Origin of the sequence: Bacillus sp. CCB-MMP212 (genome assembly GCF_022748145.1) — a bacterium.
Lineage (GTDB): Bacteria > Bacillota > Bacilli > Bacillales > Bacillaceae_G > Bacillus_A > Bacillus_A cereus.
This window is the reverse complement of record NZ_JALDQE010000006.1, coordinates 255,946-273,378: the sequence shown is the minus strand read 5'-3', so window position 1 is coordinate 273,378 and position 17,433 is coordinate 255,946. Positions and strand designations below refer to the sequence as shown.

The following is a 17,433-nucleotide window of genomic DNA, read 5'->3' as shown; positions in this document are numbered from 1 at the left end:
TAGAACGGGGTTATGCTTGGATGTTAAGTTTTATTCAATAATAACACCTTTAATAGAACGATCTAAAACGTTCAATCAACGTTTTGCTGGCCATGCCCCCTGCATTTTCCTTAATTGAATAATTTGGCCCGTATGATAGGCATCATGAAGCATGATATCCAGTAATTTCCCCTCAAGTGAATTTTGTTCAAGCTCTTTTTCAGAAATTGCACTCAATACCTGTCTTAAATTACGTTGAGCATTTTCAGAACGTTCAACGACTTTCTTCCATTCTTTCTCATCATTAGATTGATTGGTAAGATAGAAGGTTTCACCACCATCGAGATTATTTGTCCATTCACGGCCTTCCAAGTTTGCAGCAAGTCTTTCTTTGTAATAAGTGAGATGATTAACATTCTCCCAAATGGTATTCGTTGTCTCTCCAGCTGGTTTCCACATAGCCTGTTCAGCTGTAAGTCCTTCTATAGCATGTTTAAACGGTGCATACCAACTCTCTTTATCGAATGTTGAATCTAGTACGTTTAATAACAAGTCAATTCGTTTCAAAGTAATTTCCTCCCTAAATAGCTAAATTTTCAATAAAATCCTTATAACTCTGTAGAGATTCTACATTTTCAAATAAACTTCCTCCTAATCTTATTCTACAAACAAGTCCAATTATGGATTAGGATTACTCACATCTTTAAAACAACTCTTTTCACTTTACACATAGACTAACGAACAAAAAAGAGGCCGTTCCGAAACAGCCTCTTTCATCTATTTAGGAAGCTCCACCCGAACAGTCGTCCCTTCCCCTTTCGTGCTATATACCAAAACGGTCCCTTTATGCAGTTCAACAATCTTCTGCACAATCGACAATCCTAAACCGCTACCTTCTACGTTTCTTGCCCTTGCTGTATCTACCTTGTAAAAACGATCAAAAATACGATCCATTTCTTCTTGCTCCATACCGATTCCGTTGTCTGATATAGAAATTATAACGTTAGACTCTAACTCTTCCACGAAAAACTCAATCGTTCCACCATCGTTCGAAAACTTAATGCTATTCGTGAAAATGTTACTCCATACTTGATGAAGTAAGTTTTCATCACCTTTTATAGTGATATCTGGCACATCAAATTCAACGGCGATATCTTTTTCCCGCCATTTCCATTCAAGCATAAAAATGACGTCTTTAATTTGTTTTTGTAAGGAAAAGTCTTTTATTTGTAAAACCTTTTCCTCCTTATCTAATGAAGCGAGCGTAAGTAACTGTTTACATAAACTAGACATTCGCTTACTTTCGCCCTCAATAATTTGTAAGTAATGGTTTCTTTCTTCCACGCTCATCTTTTCTGTTTGCAATGTCTTCGAAAAACCTTGTATGGAAGAAAGCGGCGACTGAAATTCATGTGAAACGTTCGAAACGAATTCTTGTCTCATTTCATCTAGTTCTTTTATACTTTTCGTCATCTTTTGGAAGCTTGTAGATAACGTTCCTATTTCATCTTTTCGTTTTACGTCTAATTCAATTTCATATTCCCCACTCGCAATTTTTTGCGTAGCCTTCGTAAATTTACGGATTGGGCGAACGATATAACCTGCTGCAATCGCTATAAAAATAATACTTATTAGTACGATAAACCCAAGTAATACCGCTAAGAAAATTCGCATTTCGCCAAATTGGTTCTGAATGTCAGGACGAATAAATAAAGCGTACTGTTTATCACCGTGTTGCACTGGTACACCGACGCTATTAATTAATTCATTATCGAAAAACCCTGTAATAAAGAGACGAGTTGGATAGGTGGAAACACCATTAAACGTTTCTCCTTGCAATACTTTATGAACAGTAGCATCGCTAATAGACGTCTTACGAAACGCATTGCCAATACGCTTTCCATTCTTTTGATCATCGACAATATAAATTTCATACCCTAACTTTGCGATAGAATGTAAGTACGCCTCTTGATTTTCTTCACTTTGCTTTTCATATAACGATTTAACTTCTTCAGCATACTTTAAAATCTTTTCACTGTTATACGGTTTTAACTTCACTTGATAATATACGTTCGTTAATAAAAAGCCGATAATACTACTAAGTAGCATAATGCCGACCGTCATAAATACAAATCTAGAATATAGTGATTTCATCTTATTTCAACTCCAACTTATACCCAAGGCCGCGCACTGTCGTAATTTGAAAATCATCCGTTCGTTTTGAGAAACGATCTCTCAGCCGCTTCACATGAACGTCAACCGTTCGTTCGTCTCCTTCAAAATCCATTCCCCATACTAATTCAATTAGCTCTTCTCTTGAAAATGTTCTTCCAGGATAACTAGCAAGTTGTGATAATAGCTCAAATTCCTTTAAAGGAAGCAAAATTGTTTGACCGTTACACTTTACTTCCACACCTTTTCGATCAATTGTCGTTCCGTGCAACGTAATAATATCTGCACTCAGCATTTGATAACGACGTAATAAAGCTTTCATACGGAAAATCACTTCAGCTGGTTCAAATGGTTTCACAATATAATCGTCTGTACCAGAAATGAAGCCTTTTTCTTTATCCACTAACTGGTCTTTCGCAGTTAATAAAATAACAGGAATATCATGATACTTCCGTATTTCTTCACATAACGTATAGCCATCAACAAATGGCATCATAATGTCTACGATCGCAAGATGAATATTTTCCTTCTCTAATACGTCTTGCGCTACCTTTCCATCTTCCGCCTCAAAAACTTGAAATCCCTCTTTTTGTAAATGATAATGCAACAACTCTCTAATATGTTTATCGTCATCAGCTAATAAAATATGTATCATCTTCATTAAACCCTCTCTCGTTCATCCTTCTACATCACTACATTAAGAAACAATTGAATTTTTTGCAAGAAAAAGAAAAAGAATCTATTTTGAAAAAAGATTATTCAAAATAGATTCTTACGTTTTAGTATTAAGATTATTTTAATCAAAAATAATTTCTAAGCCTTCGAAATATCAACAAATCCTTCTCCGAACACATCACGAACATCGTGTATAGCGATGAACGCCGCCGGATCTGTAGTTTGAACAATCCGTTTTAGCTTCACTACTTCTTGCTTATTAATAACAACATAAAGAATTTCCTTCGGAGTTTTCGTGTAATAGCCATGACCTGAGTACACAGTAACCCCTCTGCCCATTAAGGTAGTTACCTTTCCGGCAATTTCATTGGGATTATCAGAAATAATCGTAATGGCTTTCTTCGGATTTAAACCTTCAATTACAAACTCCATCACTTTCGTTGCTACATATAACATAATAATTGTTATCATCAGTTTTTCTGCACCAATGATGAAATACGATGAAAACGCAACGATTAAATCGAAGAACAGTAGACCGTAGCTAATGCTCCATCCTAAATATTTATGTGTCATCCTTGCTAAGATGGTAGTACCTGCAGTTGTTCCGCCAACGCGAATAATAAGACCAATCCCGCATCCAATAAATATACCTCCGAAAATGGCATTTACGAGCATTTCATCCGAAGCGATCGTCCAACCTTCTGTTAAATGAAGAAATAGTGAGTTCGTAACTACAGCGATAATCGTATAAATTGTTGTGATCTTATTTAAAAATTTATAACCGGCTATTAACAAAATCGCATTTAAAATTAAGTTAACTAAACCCGGTGACCATTCAAATAAATAGTACGTAATAATCGTGATACCTGTTACCCCGCCCTCACCAAACTCATTCGGGATAACAAACAAATTGACACCTAATGCAAAAAGAAATGCACCGATAATAATAAAAATAATGTCTGTCGTTCTTTTTTTCATACAGTACCTCACTTCTTATGTAAATATTTATTCTGTCATAAACTCTCACCATTATATCGTGGAATATTCAAATCGAACAGTGGTTTATTTTTATTTTAATATAGGATGATAAATCAACTTTATCCTATATCCACTTGTAATTAAGAAAGTAAAATAACTGTATTTATTATGTACTACAACTAAAGTTTTGATTTCACATGCAATTCAGCCTAAAAATGAATATAAACACTCTCACTCGCACAAACTTCAAATACAAAGCAAATAAGCGAAGCTATAGAATAGACTTCGCATCAAGCGTGTGATCATAGAAATTCATATGGGATTTTATATTCATACGTTTCAGAAATAAATTCACTTATCTTTCTCCATATATTCTTTAATCTTTCGTTCTTCCCACTCTTTCCCGAATATCCCAACTGGAAAAGTTGTCAAACCGTGTATAACGATACCTATCCCCCAGCCTGCAAGTGGATATAAAAACCATAATTTACTTGAATCAGAACTTATATTTATAATAAAAAGCATTAAGTTCACTAGTATATAAACCGTTAAATGAATGTAAAAAGCTTTTAAATTCTCTACCCTTTTTTTAGCTCGTAAATAAACCTCCTCTTGTTCCACCCTTAAACACCTCTTTCAATATTGTATTTTTTCACCTTCGCTCTAGTGTTAACATCATATTCTTATTGGAAATCCGTTATTCTCAAAAAAACACAAAACAAAAAGTACCCATCAAATTGTTATACACATAATAATTTGATGGGTACTGCATGATACATTTAGTTTTCACATGTATTGTTTGGAGAAAATTGCAAATAACGACCTATACTCGCCTTATTAAGACCAAATCCATACATCATCATTATTTTCAGCGTTCGTCTTTGCTTCATGAACTTTTTCAATATGATCAACTGTGTTCCAGTTAATAGAAATACCGCCCCAGCCTACATACTTCATATCAATTTTTACTTTCTCACCCACATTAAATACTTGTCCCTTTGTTAAGAAAACATCAATAATATCTTTCTTCCCATTTAGCGATGGATACTCAACTACAACATATTTAGTAGCACCGTCTCCCTCATCTTCCATCGTTCCTACTTTTGATACTTCTCCAATTACATAATTAGGTGAGCCATCTTCTTTCATGTGCATACCTAACTTGTTTGTTGTATTTTCAACTGCAGTTGCAACCATGTATTCTGTAAAATTACGCATCATAGATCCAGTAGCTTTTACTTCATCTCCTACTTTCACGTTTGAAAGTGAATCAATATACACACTAACAGGTTCCTCATATTGCTTAGATTTTACAACAATCACACCGTTATCTACTTCTACTACTCGTCCTTCTAACGTCGAGAAATTCGATTCAATAGAAGCTGCACTCGCTTTTGTTAGTTCTAATCCTGGTACATTTGTTCCTGATAATGCTGCGATCCCTAAAGCACCTGCTAAAATTATTTTTTTCATACCCATATGTAACATCTCCATTCATGATGATTTTATTTTTTTGATTGGTATCGACCAACCTGTAATCATTATAGTTACAGGTTATAAAAATAACAACCGTTTTCCTCATGCAATGATGCATACTGTGATTTTCAAATATAAATTTTAGCAAAAAATATTTGTAGATTATTCCTATATTCAGCACTAATACTAAATTCTCAAATTACAGCAGGTGAACTTATTGAAGGCGGAGAAACTAATGTCATGTACAATGTTCTTCAACTCTACGGTTTGTATAACCGTAGTTCATTAAATTATATAGGAGCGGGATTCATATGTTAATAAAGCCAAAGAGATTACAGCCAGGAGATATCGTAGCAACAGTAAGTCCTTCATGGGGCGGTGCAGGTGATTCTGAAATAAGATGGCGATATGAACAAGGAGTAAAAAGATTAGAAGAAGTTTTTAGTCTTACGGTTATCCCAATGCCAAATAGCTTAAAAGGTAGCGAATACCTTTATAACAATCCAGAGGATCGTGCGGAAGATATAATGACAGCATTTAAAGATACACGCGTGAAAGCAATTATCGCGAATATTGGCGGTGAAGATAGCATCCGGTTACTTCCCTATATAGATTTTAATGTGATACGCGAAAACCCGAAAATTTTTATGGGGTACTCTGACGTTACTATTTCACATTTATTTTGCCATAAAGCAGGGCTTTCCTCTTTATACGGTCCAGCAATTTTGACCGACTTTGCCGAAAATGTAGAGATGGATCCATATACAATTGAAATGGTAAATCGTACTCTCTTTTCAAATGAAACGATTGGAGAGATTCAACCAGCTCATGAATGGACAAGTGAGCATTTAGAATGGATTGAAATAAATAAGGATACAAGACGTACGATGCAGCAAAACAATGGATATGAGCTACTTCAAGGCTCTACCACTGTACAGGGGCGCTTAATTGGTGGTTGTATTGAAGTATTGGAATTTGCAAAAGGAACGGAACTTTGGCCTGAGAAAAAACATTGGGAGAATAGTATTCTCTTCTTTGAAACTTCTGAAGATCATCCAGAACCAAGTTATATAAAATATTGGTTACGAAATTATGCAGCACAAGGTATTCTGCAAAAAGCAAAAGGAATCATTTTTGGTAAACCGAAAGATGAACAATACTATGAAGAATATAAACAGGAAATATTACAGGTTATGAAGGAACATAACTTAGAAGATTTGCCGATTCTTTATAATTTAAATTTTGGCCATACTGAACCGAAGTTTATTTTACCTTACGGTGCAATGGCAGAAATTAATTGTGAAAATGGATCTTTCTCTATTTTGGAAAGTGGCGTGGAATGAATAAAAACACTCCTATGAGATATGTCTGTGAATTGGTACTTTTTAAAGTATATAATTGGAGGGAGATTACGTGTATGGAAGTAACATTTACAGTAAGTACGTGGGATGAAAAACCAATCGATGATAATAAAAAAGATTTCCCTATTAATATTGCTCATGTCGAATATGATATTGATGGGGAATTAAAAGGAAAGGCTTTTGTTGAATACTTATTATATTATTTAGACTCAAATATAAATGATGGTCACTTAGCTACTGCTAAAATTTCTGGATTTTTACACTTTGAAGGGATTTATAAGGGGCAACAAGGGACATTTACAGCTCTAGAGCAAGGAATATTTGATAAAGGAAATTTAGATTCCCCAGGAACAATTATTAAAGCTACCGGTAACTTAGAAAACCTGAGAGGATCCTATAATTATCAGTTTACAGGTCAAACTAGTAAACTAATTTTAGAGTTTGAATTTCAGCAAAATACCTTATAATTTAGTGGAAAGGACATTTCTTGTAATACTAGGAATGTCCTTTTTGTTGACGAGTTTATTCAAGTTAAAAATGAACAGAGTATATTATCAGTATTCAGCAATGCATAAAATTTTCTTCATGGGGGAATTAAAAATCTACGCCCTAGAGACATCATGCCCCCACCTATTCATTTCTTTTCTTACTAATTAAAGAATAATCCCCGAAAAATTCCCCTTCATAACTTCCTTTTCAAGTTGATTCCTACATATAAACGTCGCAATAATTTTTGTACGATTTTTTTCATCAGGCTCAAATTGTTCAATAGTTACGTCACAACGAATCGTATCACCGCTAAAAACAGGACGTAAAAATTCAAAATCCATTTTGCGAGCTAGTACGTTATAATCACCGCCAATTTTTGTAGGCAATGTTGATGTTAACAGCCCTTGTACAACAAATCTTCCCTGCTCATCTGGTTTAACATGATGAACACCTTCATCTTTCGATACTTCTGTAAATAACGCAACATCCTCTTTCGTAAAAGTTCGTTCAAAGGTGATTTTTGCGCCTACTTGCAATTTCATTAATCCCCCTCCTCAAAAACACTTGTAAAATATGAAAAACCGAAACTAAAAATCATTTCGGTTTTTCTAACTAAAGAAGTCTATTTACTTTAAAGAATGAACAAACAACCCACTACGCAGTTTCGGTTCAAACCACGTTGATTTTGGCGGCATAACTTCTCCAGCGTCTGCGATTGCTAATAAAGCTTCCATTGATGTCGGATATAGTGAAAACGCCACTTTATATTCACCGCTATTTACAAGACGTTCTAGTTCTTCTAATCCACGGATTCCTCCGACAAAGTCGATGCGTGAATCAGATCGCGGATCATGTATTTCAAGCACTTGGCTTAATAAGTGATCTTGCAGGATAGATACATCTAAACCTCTAACAAGATCATTCGCATCAAACGTTTCCTCTTTCACAGTAAGCTTATACCACTTCTTATTTACATACATACCAAATGATTTGGGCTCATTTGGTTTATACGGAGAAACAGTTGCTTCTTCTACATAAAAGTACTGCGTAATTTGATTTAAAAACTGTTCCTCTGATAAGCCATTTAAATCTTTCACAACTCGGTTATAATCCCAAATCGATAATTCATCATGAGGGAATAGAACCGATAAGAAGAAATTAAATTCCTCTTCTCCTGTGTAATTTGGATATTGTTCTCTTCGCATAAGTCCTACTTTTGCAGCTGATGCAGAACGGTGATGCCCGTCTGCAATATAAAGATTAGGAATATCTTCAAATGCGTTTACTAAAGTCGTAATTACATCTTCATCTACAATCTTCCACACAACATGCTTAACACCGTCTTCTGCTGTAAATGTATAAATTGGCGTATGTTCTTCTTTCCAGCTCCTAATTAAATGCTTTACTTCATCTTTTGTACGGTACGTTAAAAAAATCGGACCTGTATTTGCGTCACACACATCTACGTGGCGAATACGATCTAGCTCTTTTTCATGACGTGTTCTTTCATGTTTTTTAATTGTATCATCTTCGTATTCATCAATAGATGTACAAACGACAAGGCCTGACTGCGTTCTTCCTTGCATCGTCAGTTCATAAATATATAGCGCTGGCTCTTCATCTTGTATGAACACTTCTTCTCGTATAAATTGCTTTAAATTGTCGCCCGCTTTTTCATACACCCGATCATCATACGGTGACAGTTCAGGATCTAAATCAATTTCTGCTTTATCAACATGCAAGAAAGAATATGGATTCCCTTTTACAACTTCCCTTGCCTCTTCACTATTTAATACGTCATACGGTAAAGCTGCAACTTGTGCTGCTTTTTCCTCTACTGGACGAATGGCCCGAAACGGTCGTATTTTTGCCACATTCCTCTCTCCTTTACACAATCATTCGAACGGCTACAACACCTGTAATTTTGCTTATATTTTCTACAATATTCTCTTTTATTATATCATCAATTCCGTTATCGATATCAATCATTGTGTATGCCCAAGAATGTTTACTACGATTAATCATATCAGCAATATTTATATGATGTTCTGCTAAACATCCTGTAATTTGTCCTACCATGTTTGGAACGTTTTGATGCATAATTGTAATACGTTTCTTTCCGATATACGGAAGCTCGACGTTTGGATAGTTTACTGAATTACGAATATTTCCTGTCTCTAAATATTCACGTAATTGACGTGCTGCCATTACTGCACAATTTTCTTCTGATTCAGACGTAGATGCACCAAGGTGAGGCGTCGCTGTTACATTTTTCATCTTTATTACATTTTCATTCGGGAAGTCCGTTACGTAATGTGTAATAATATCTTCTTCTAATGCTTTTTGAAGAACCTTTTCATCTACAAGTTCTCCTCTAGAGAAATTAAATAGACGCATCCCTCTTTTCATCTTCTCTACAGCATGTTCCCCAATAATCCCCTTCGTTTGATTCGTAAGAGGAATATGCAGTGTAATATAATCACACGTTGCAAAAATTTCATCAAGGCTAAACGCTCTTTGCACATGTGTAGAAAGACGCCAAGCTGTTTCAACTGAAATATAAGGATCATATCCGATAACATCCATCCCTAACGCTAACGCATCGTTCGCAACTAAAGCACCGATTGCGCCAAGTCCGATAACACCTAGACGTTTCCCTGCAATTTCTGATCCAACAAATTGTTTTTTTCCTGATTCAACAAGCTGTGGTACTTCTTCACCTTCTAAGTTTTTCGTCCAACTTACACCATTAATAATGTTACGTGAAGACATAATAAGACTGGCAATAATGAGTTCCTTTACGGCGTTTGCATTTGCCCCCGGCGTGTTAAATACTACAATTCCTTTTTCTGTACATCGCTCGACAGGAATATTATTTACACCAGCGCCAGCTCTTGCAATCGCCTTTAAGTCTTTTGAAAACTCTTCTTGATGTAAAGAGTAGCTACGAAGCAAAATCCCATCTGGGTGATTGATTTTATCCCCTACTTCATAACGTTCTTCAGTAAAAACTTGTAAACCTTTTTCTGCAATTTGATTTAACGTTTGAACACGAAACATATTCCCATCTCCCTATCTATTCTCAAGCTCAAATTCCTTCATATAATCTACTAATTGTTTTACACCTTCCACTGGCATCGCATTGTAAATACTTGCACGCATACCGCCGACTGAGCGATGTCCTTTTAGCGTAACGAAACCGCGTTCCTTCGCCTTTTGTAAAAACTCATTGTTAAGTTCTTCTGACGGTGTTGTAAATGGAATGTTCATAAGTGATCGATACGCAGGATCAACTGGTGAAGTAAACAATTTAGATTCATCTAAAAAATGATAAAGAAGTGAAGATTTCATTCTATTTTGTTCTTCAATCGCAGATACTCCGCCTTGCTCTTTCAACCACTCTAGTACAAGTTTTGTTACGTAAATACTAAAGGATGGCGGTGTATTATATAAGGAGTTATTTTTACTGTAAGTTTCATAATTTAACATTGTCGGACAAGAGCGATCTGCTCCCCCAATTAAATCTCTTTTTATAATAGCAATCGTTAAGCCCGCAGGTCCTAAATTCTTTTGCGCCCCCGCATATATAAGACCAAACTTCGAAACATCATATCTCTCTGATAAAATATTTGAGGACATATCCGCAACGAGCGGCACTCTTTCTACATGTGGAATTTCCACATATTTTGTCCCTTCAATTGTATTATTCGTTGTAATATGTACATAATCTAGTTTTTCATCACTTAATAAACCGTCCAGTTTAGGAATCGTAGTAAACTTCTCTTGCTCGGAAGAAGCAATCACTTGTACTTCCCCAACTTTTTCGGCTTCTTGTAGTGCCTTTTTAGACCATGAGCCAGTTAGTACGTATCCAGCTTTTTTATACGTATTCATTAAGTTCAGTGGTATCATAGAGAATTGTAATGACGCACCGCCTTGTAAAAATAAAACTTCATACTCATCAGGGATGCTCATTAATTCACGAATTAAGTTACTCGCTTCCTCTATAATACTTTGAAAATAAGAAGATCGATGACTCATTTCCATAATAGACATGCCTGTCCCGTTATAATTTAAAAGCTCCTTTTGCACTTTCTCTAAAACTGGCAAAGGGAGTATTGATGGTCCTGCTGAAAAATTATAGACTCTCTCCATTACCCTCATAACCTCCCTATTTCTCATTTTATTTTTTTAAACTTTCTGAATTATAACCTAAAATATAATATACGGTCAATTTGTTTTCTATTATTAGGGCGCAAGACGCGATGGAATCGCTTGCAAGTGCAGACTTTTTTATGGACATATAAAAAAGTGTTAAGTACATAATCGTACTTAACACTCTAATAATGAAAGAATAATAGCTAATCGTTCGTAAAGAACCGATCAAAAATTTGATAAATAGCAGAGAGACCAATGAGCCAATAAATAGTGTCCACAAGCGCCGGCATAGAACCAAACCATTTCTCAACTACATTGTAATCTAACGCTACAAATAACCAATTCAAACCGCCAAGAATCACCAAAATTACTGTAAGGTAAGACAAAAATTTCATTATGATTGCCCCCTAGGTGATAAGATGGTGAAAGGCCTTTCACTAGAAATATATGTAGTAAACTTTAAAACTTACCTATTTTATAAAATTTATTTTCGGTACCACCCGTTAATAACTGCCTCTGCTTCTTTACTATGTATTTGATACGCATGTGTACTATCATTTGAGCCAATAAACCAAATTGAAAAACCTTTAAAATATGGTTTCGGTTCTAATACATCGCGGTAAGCACGCCATCCATTTAATTGCACATCCTTCGAAAACACATTTGAAACATCTGGATTCCATGGATTTTGTAATCCAAGTTCACGTGCTGGAACGTTAAATCCACCGAAGTAAACTGGCTTTCCTGTTGCATTATGTAATTGTTCCAATTGCTGAACAACATTTTGCCCACGATTATATACTGTTGTCGCAAATAAACTTTGCTTCACTTCTTCATATGTTGGATTTCTTTTTCCTGAAACTTCAAACCAACTGTCTATGCTAACAATATCCACCTTTTTTAAATACGGGCGATTGATTTTCTCTTCAAACTTCGCTTCATAAGAAGGGTCCCAGCTTGCTGTTAACCACCAGTTCATTTGATACAAAACATTTCCTTTATACTGATTACGAACAAAATCAATTGTATCGCTCCAGTATCCTTCTGCATACTCCATATTCACGAAATTAGAAGCAATCTTTAGTCCATACACATTGTATTTACTTGTAATGGAATTAAAAATATCTTGCAGAATAACCGTCTTCCAATTCCAGAAGAAATCATTAATGTTACTTGGGTTCCATTCTGTCTCTCCAACATTCCCCTGCTGAATATACGGGAACGGTTCCACTATAACTTGAATATTACGCTTTAATAATTCTTGAATTAAAATAATAGCTTGTTGCTTTTGCGCTTGATTAATTACCATATTCGTAGAAGTCACATTCGGGATATCCACTTGAATCGGTACATTTACTGTATTTAAATTTAAGCGCTCCACATCCGCTAATACTTTCGCTACATTTCCAACTTCCCATACTGTTACGTTTCCTGATTTGATTTTTCCAGATTGAACAGTATTTACATCTGCCTGTACATTTCCTTGAAAACAAAAAGAAAACAACATAATAAACACTCCTAAAAAACTTATTAAACTCTTATTTTTCTTCACAACTTTCCCCCTATAATTTTTGGCTTTCTTGATTATTTTATACAACGTTTCATATATATTCCACAAAAAATCCAAATAAATTTTTATTGATAAAAATGCTATTCATCCTTTATTCACATCTTACTCATACTAAGCTCCTAAAAATAGTAAGATAAATAAAAAAGAACGGATTTCCGCTCCTTTTTTATCTTTTTACGATTATCAATCCATTTCCCTTTTAGGCTCTACCAACATGATGTGGGATTCCTTTTCAGTGAAAGGTTTATGCTCAACGCCTCTCGGGACAATAAACATCTCGCCCTTAGAAATTTTCACCTGTCCATCACGGAAATCGATGAACATCTCCCCTTCAAGCACAATAAATAGCTTATCCGTATTAGGATGCTCATGCCATATAAAATCTCCATTAGCTTTAAAAAGCTGAATTTGATCATCATTCATTTCACCAATCACTCGTGGATACCAATAATCGTTAATTTTAGATAACTCGTCATTTAGTTTAATAGGTTGGTAATGGATAATAATCCCTCCTCATTTTTAACTTCCACTATATTACAATAATCTAAGTAAAAAAGTCGTCATTACGCTTAAAAAGAAAATGCTCCGGCCAGAACTTTTCATTCAGATAGTACAAAGGAGTGATTTCAATAAAAGTTCTTTCAATCCAATGTTTCCTTTAACTCTCCATAAGTATAGAACAGTGATTTTCAAATAAGAATGGACCCCTGTTGACATTAGTATGGATTATTGATGAACTTCTCGCGATATTTAGTAGGCGAAATGCCAACTCGCTTCTTGAAAACTCTACTAAAATAAAAAGGGTCTGCGATTCCAACAGCCTGCGCAATTTGTTGTACAGGCACATCACTTGTACATAACATTTTTTGAGCCATCTTTATACGATAGTTCAATACATATTCTGCTGGCCCCATACCTGCATGCTTTCTAAACACGTAAGAAAGACGATTTCGATTAACATTATTTTGTTCTGTAAGCGTATGTATTGTAATATCTTTATAATAGTATTTGCGAACGTAACTAGATATTCGTTCGAATAAAGTATGCGACTCATAGTTGTTTTCTCTATTGACAACACTTAATAAAGCTTCATTCAACGCTTCGCGAAACAGCATTTCGGTCTGAAGCATCGAAATGCCTCCACGCTGATTATACACATCCCAAAGACGCATAAGTAATTCGACAAGACGAGGAGATTGTCCTGTTAATAATTCAAAATGCTGATGAGTAAAGCAAGAGTCTTCTCGTTCTGAATTGCTTATCTGATATAAAACAAGAATATATTCCCAGTTTATTTCACCAAGCATTTTATGGGCTAATGTCATTTTTGCACCCCCATGTATAACTTTTCCTGGGGAAAGGATATACGGCGTACCATTAAATTTAAATTGCGTCTTCCCTGTAAGTGGAAATACAAATCCTGGGAAAGAATCTGTAGACTCAGCACAAGGCACACCTGGATTTTTAGCATAACGATATACTCCTTCTACTCGGAAAGGATTATTGGCAAGATACTCTGCTAACTCATTCACGTCCAACTTCACAATGCACGCCTCATTTCAATAATAGTTTTCTTGTAATTCGCGAGATTAATTGGTGTACATTCTGGGCAACGCTAAACTAAAAATAGTACATACGACTTAACAAGATCTGGTTATTAACCTATAAATATATTGTTTTTCATTTATTGACAAAAGTATCCTCCCTATATTATTGATAATGGTTTTCATTGTAGTTTGATAAAAAAACATTTGTCAAGTTGGATGGCCTAGAAAAATGACGAAACAAGGGGTACAGAGGGACCGTTCTGTTGCAAATAATACCTGGTCTTTGTTAACTAATTCCCCTCAAAACTGAAATAATCATGTTAATAGTTGTAATGGCTTTATTTGTTACAGCACTTGCAGCATGTGGAAATAATCGTAATCCTGAAGAAGTTGCTACAGCGTATTTCGAAGATGGAAACAGCCTACTATCAAATTAAATGATAGTAGGCTGGCTGTTAAAATTATTTAAGAACTGGGTTATGTTCTAAATGATAAGCTTTCATTATCAAAAAGATTATTACTAGTCCCTCCACAAACAAAAACACCCTATCACTTCGGTTCTAAATTTAGCACCTTCCCCTCTATTCCCTCCGTATTCAATGTAGTCGTATGATACGTTCCACTTACCCAATCATCTATTTGATCATGATACCAATCGCTTCTAAAATGTCCCGACTGTCCTGGCCCTACGATATGATAACCGTTTGACATATCTTTCGTATCAATAACAAATCGCCAAGAAGCCCCGTGATTTACAATGCCGTTATCGCCGTAACTCGCTGCTTGAACGGTAACTTGACTTCCGCCAATTGGAACTGGTTTCTCACGATTAAAAGCGAGTAACGCTAACATACTAGATGATTTCGAAATTGGATGTGTAAAAGCGAGTTGATGATAATCGCCCCACTTCCAGGCCCCAACATCGGGTCCATATTCCTTCTGCAATTTCTTCATTACATTCTCGTACGATGTATGCACAACTTTTGTGAAACCTCCGTACTTAGAAAACCATGCACTATTTTCTCCTGCTACTTGTTTCCGGATTAATTCATCCACAACTTGTGACTTCCCTTTAAATAACTCCATTACATCTTTCGGTATTTCTTTTGAAAATAACGTATTTGAAATCTCTTTCATTAATAAATGGAATATTAATGGTGCCGCTTCATCTTTACTATCGTAAAAATTCCACTTTGTTAATTGGTTTACACCTTCTTTCTCTACCTCATTTAAAGATGCTTTATTTAACTCTTTTAAAAATATAGGAGTAAACTCTTTCCCGTATAAATTCTTTTGATCCATCTGTAACTCTTCTAAATCTTTCACCGTATACTTTTCCTTCTCTTGCAAAAATTCTTGAATACGCATTTGCCTATATGGCTGTGCCCACGTATTGCTAATATGGTACGGATAATCATCATCAACAATTTTATTATTCGCAGTTGAAATAAAACCTTCTTTCGGATTTATAACTTTCGGCAGCTGATCAAATGGAATATATCCTTCCCATTCATATTCATCTGTCCATCCTGGAACAGGCAAGCTACCCTCGCCTTTTTTACGCACTGGTATATTTCCATTCGCTTTATAAGCAATCGTGCCATCGTTTGATGCAAACACAAAGTTTTGCGTTGGTGTATGGAAATCTTGAAGAGCGGTTTCAAACTCCGTCCAGTCTTTTGCTTTGTTCATATTTAATACAGCTTTTAGCTCAGCTGACGGTTCTAAAGCAGTCCACTTTAAAGAGAAGACGGTTTTCGTTTTCTCCTTCCCCTTATCCGCAAACTCTGAAATTACTGGCCCATGCCTCGTAATCGTAACGTTATAAGGAATTGTCTTCCCGCCTTTTACTTTAATCGATTCATCAACTACCGTAGCTTTCTCCCATTTATCGTTATACAGAAATTCATTTTCATTATTAGGATTTCTCTTCTCAATATATAAATCTTGCACATCAGGCCCCGTATTCGTAACGCCCCACGCTATTTTGTCATTGTGGCCTAATATAACACCTGGTACTCCAGCGAAAATAACGCCACTCACATTTAAATCTTTCATTTCAAGTCTCGTTTGATACCATATAGAAGGTGTCGCAAGGGATAAATGAGGGTCATCTGCTAAAATCGGCTTACCTGACGCACTCTTCTCACCGCTCACAACCCAGTTATTACTACCGTTAAACTCCGGGGGAATTATCGTTTTTGAAAAACTTTGCGCTACGTCCACATTTGTATTTTTCAGTTCAGCTAGCAATCTAGGAGCATCTTTCGGATATTTAGGAAATAGCTCATTTGCTTGCTCTTTCGGAAGGTTTTTCAGCGCCCAATATCGAAACGCCTGTCTATGCCAATGTCCTCCTAAGTCAAACGCCATATACTTTCCAATTGTTAAAGAATCCACGATTGACCATTCAGAAGGCTCATAACCTAATATAGTAAACTCAACCGGCAATTTCCTTTCCACTTTTGCCTCACGTATAAAAGCGTTCACCCCATCAGCAAATGACTGCAGGGCATATTTTGCTTCTCCATCATATTGACTAACTGAAGCTTCTGCAGCTCGCCGTAAACCGAGTGTTCGAAACAATTTATCTCGGTCAACAGCTGCTTCCCCAACAACTTCACTTAACATACCAGAAGCTTGTCTTCTACTTAAATCCATTTGAAACAACCGATCTTGCGCTTGTACATATCCTTGTGAAAAATATAAATCATGTGCATTTTCCGATTTAATATGCGGGATACCTTTACTATCCCGCTTCACCGTAACAGCGTGTTGTAAATCCTCTAGCTTTATCGTTCCATCTATCTTTGGCATAGATTTCAGCGTATAAATATTCAAAAAAATCGCAGCGGAAATAACTAACAAGAGAACGATACTACTAGCCCAAATAAAAATTCTTCTTCCCCTTTTTCGTTTCTTCTTTATAACTACCTCCATATAACCACCCCTTTCTCACACTATTCGCTTCTTTTTGAGAATGAACCTTTTAAAAACATAAAAAAACCCCCTTCATTTTCCTACCAAT

At 35.7% G+C, this 17,433-nt stretch carries 17 protein-coding genes; 2 read left to right on the top strand and 15 right to left on the bottom strand.

The window, feature by feature from the left end:
* Positions 1 to 75: 75 nt before the first annotated feature.
* The 6 genes from MRP26_RS18845 to MRP26_RS18820 form a co-directional block, all read right to left on the bottom strand.
* The gene (locus tag MRP26_RS18845) at positions 76 to 546 is read right to left on the bottom strand and encodes a DinB family protein (protein WP_023522475.1); all 471 of its coding nucleotides are present in this window, start codon (positions 544 to 546) and stop codon (positions 76 to 78) included.
* A gap of 210 nt (positions 547 to 756) precedes the next feature.
* Entirely contained in the window at positions 757 to 2,133 is a 1,377-nt protein-coding gene (locus MRP26_RS18840; RefSeq protein ID WP_242806560.1) for a sensor histidine kinase, read from the bottom strand.
* A gap of 1 nt (position 2,134) precedes the next feature.
* Entirely contained in the window at positions 2,135 to 2,812 is a 678-nt protein-coding gene (locus MRP26_RS18835) for a response regulator transcription factor (protein ID WP_000781973.1), read from the bottom strand.
* A 152-nt stretch (positions 2,813 to 2,964) separates the two neighbouring features.
* A complete protein-coding gene (locus MRP26_RS18830) occupies positions 2,965 to 3,804 on the bottom strand; it encodes a YitT family protein (RefSeq protein WP_000747488.1) in 840 nt (279 codons plus the stop codon).
* Positions 3,805 to 4,155: 351 nt separating this feature from the next.
* On the bottom strand, positions 4,156 to 4,425 hold the full coding sequence (locus MRP26_RS18825) for a 2TM domain-containing protein (protein WP_197241651.1): 270 nt from the start codon (positions 4,423 to 4,425) through the stop codon (positions 4,156 to 4,158).
* A 216-nt stretch (positions 4,426 to 4,641) separates the two neighbouring features.
* The gene (locus MRP26_RS18820; protein ID WP_000525484.1) at positions 4,642 to 5,283 is read right to left on the bottom strand and encodes a F0F1 ATP synthase subunit alpha; all 642 of its coding nucleotides are present in this window, start codon (positions 5,281 to 5,283) and stop codon (positions 4,642 to 4,644) included.
* 308 nt (positions 5,284 to 5,591) lie between these two features.
* On the opposite strand from MRP26_RS18820, the gene MRP26_RS18815 reads away from it, so the two are divergent.
* Together MRP26_RS18815 and MRP26_RS18810 are read left to right on the top strand one after the other, a co-directional pair.
* Positions 5,592 to 6,623 (top strand): S66 family peptidase, encoded by a 1,032-nt coding sequence (locus tag MRP26_RS18815; RefSeq protein WP_023522478.1) that lies wholly within the window; start codon positions 5,592 to 5,594, stop codon positions 6,621 to 6,623.
* A gap of 74 nt (positions 6,624 to 6,697) precedes the next feature.
* The gene (locus MRP26_RS18810) at positions 6,698 to 7,108 is read left to right on the top strand and encodes a DUF3224 domain-containing protein (RefSeq protein WP_197241650.1); all 411 of its coding nucleotides are present in this window, start codon (positions 6,698 to 6,700) and stop codon (positions 7,106 to 7,108) included.
* A gap of 186 nt (positions 7,109 to 7,294) precedes the next feature.
* Here MRP26_RS18810 and MRP26_RS18805 read toward each other — a convergent pair whose 3' ends face one another.
* From MRP26_RS18805 to MRP26_RS18765, 9 genes are all read right to left on the bottom strand, one after another.
* Positions 7,295 to 7,672 (bottom strand): MaoC family dehydratase, encoded by a 378-nt coding sequence (locus tag MRP26_RS18805; RefSeq protein ID WP_071731907.1) that lies wholly within the window; start codon positions 7,670 to 7,672, stop codon positions 7,295 to 7,297.
* Positions 7,673 to 7,756: 84 nt separating this feature from the next.
* On the bottom strand, positions 7,757 to 9,004 hold the full coding sequence (locus MRP26_RS18800; protein WP_071731906.1) for a DUF1015 domain-containing protein: 1,248 nt from the start codon (positions 9,002 to 9,004) through the stop codon (positions 7,757 to 7,759).
* 13 nt (positions 9,005 to 9,017) lie between these two features.
* A complete protein-coding gene (locus tag MRP26_RS18795; RefSeq protein WP_000490222.1) occupies positions 9,018 to 10,190 on the bottom strand; it encodes a 3-phosphoglycerate dehydrogenase family protein in 1,173 nt (390 codons plus the stop codon).
* A gap of 12 nt (positions 10,191 to 10,202) precedes the next feature.
* Positions 10,203 to 11,285: a 3-phosphoserine/phosphohydroxythreonine transaminase gene (gene serC / locus MRP26_RS18790; protein ID WP_098126796.1), complete on the bottom strand. Its 1,083-nt coding sequence runs from the start codon at positions 11,283 to 11,285 to the stop codon at positions 10,203 to 10,205.
* Positions 11,286 to 11,491: 206 nt separating this feature from the next.
* A complete protein-coding gene (locus tag MRP26_RS18785; RefSeq protein WP_000670804.1) occupies positions 11,492 to 11,683 on the bottom strand; it encodes a DUF378 domain-containing protein in 192 nt (63 codons plus the stop codon).
* A gap of 89 nt (positions 11,684 to 11,772) precedes the next feature.
* Positions 11,773 to 12,840: a glycoside hydrolase family 113 gene (locus MRP26_RS18780; RefSeq protein ID WP_197241649.1), complete on the bottom strand. Its 1,068-nt coding sequence runs from the start codon at positions 12,838 to 12,840 to the stop codon at positions 11,773 to 11,775.
* Positions 12,841 to 13,041: 201 nt separating this feature from the next.
* Positions 13,042 to 13,281 (bottom strand): cupin domain-containing protein, encoded by a 240-nt coding sequence (locus MRP26_RS18775; protein WP_000997182.1) that lies wholly within the window; start codon positions 13,279 to 13,281, stop codon positions 13,042 to 13,044.
* Positions 13,282 to 13,574: 293 nt separating this feature from the next.
* Positions 13,575 to 14,402, bottom strand: coding sequence for a helix-turn-helix transcriptional regulator (locus MRP26_RS18770; RefSeq protein WP_242806558.1), 828 nt, complete (start codon positions 14,400 to 14,402; stop codon positions 13,575 to 13,577).
* A 552-nt stretch (positions 14,403 to 14,954) separates the two neighbouring features.
* Positions 14,955 to 17,345: a penicillin acylase family protein gene (locus tag MRP26_RS18765; RefSeq protein WP_197241119.1), complete on the bottom strand. Its 2,391-nt coding sequence runs from the start codon at positions 17,343 to 17,345 to the stop codon at positions 14,955 to 14,957.
* Positions 17,346 to 17,433 lie beyond the last annotated feature (88 nt).

Bases quoted from the DNA above. Each gene is read 5' to 3' on its own strand.
- MRP26_RS18840 (WP_242806560.1), bottom strand. From the start codon at position 2,133: ATGAAATCACTATATTCTAGATTTGTATTTATGACGGTCGGCATTATG.
- MRP26_RS18835 (WP_000781973.1), bottom strand. From the start codon at position 2,812: ATGAAGATGATACATATTTTATTAGCTGATGACGATAAACATATTAGA.
- MRP26_RS18830 (WP_000747488.1), bottom strand. From the start codon at position 3,804: ATGAAAAAAAGAACGACAGACATTATTTTTATTATTATCGGTGCATTT.
- MRP26_RS18820 (WP_000525484.1), bottom strand. From the start codon at position 5,283: ATGGGTATGAAAAAAATAATTTTAGCAGGTGCTTTAGGGATCGCAGCA.
- MRP26_RS18815 (WP_023522478.1), top strand. From the start codon at position 5,592: ATGTTAATAAAGCCAAAGAGATTACAGCCAGGAGATATCGTAGCAACA.
- MRP26_RS18810 (WP_197241650.1), top strand. From the start codon at position 6,698: ATGGAAGTAACATTTACAGTAAGTACGTGGGATGAAAAACCAATCGAT.
- MRP26_RS18805 (WP_071731907.1), bottom strand. From the start codon at position 7,672: ATGAAATTGCAAGTAGGCGCAAAAATCACCTTTGAACGAACTTTTACG.
- MRP26_RS18795 (WP_000490222.1), bottom strand. From the start codon at position 10,190: ATGTTTCGTGTTCAAACGTTAAATCAAATTGCAGAAAAAGGTTTACAA.
- serC (WP_098126796.1), bottom strand. From the start codon at position 11,285: ATGGAGAGAGTCTATAATTTTTCAGCAGGACCATCAATACTCCCTTTG.
- MRP26_RS18785 (WP_000670804.1), bottom strand. From the start codon at position 11,683: ATGAAATTTTTGTCTTACCTTACAGTAATTTTGGTGATTCTTGGCGGT.
- MRP26_RS18775 (WP_000997182.1), bottom strand. From the start codon at position 13,281: ATGAATGATGATCAAATTCAGCTTTTTAAAGCTAATGGAGATTTTATA.
- MRP26_RS18765 (WP_197241119.1), bottom strand. From the start codon at position 17,345: ATGGAGGTAGTTATAAAGAAGAAACGAAAAAGGGGAAGAAGAATTTTT.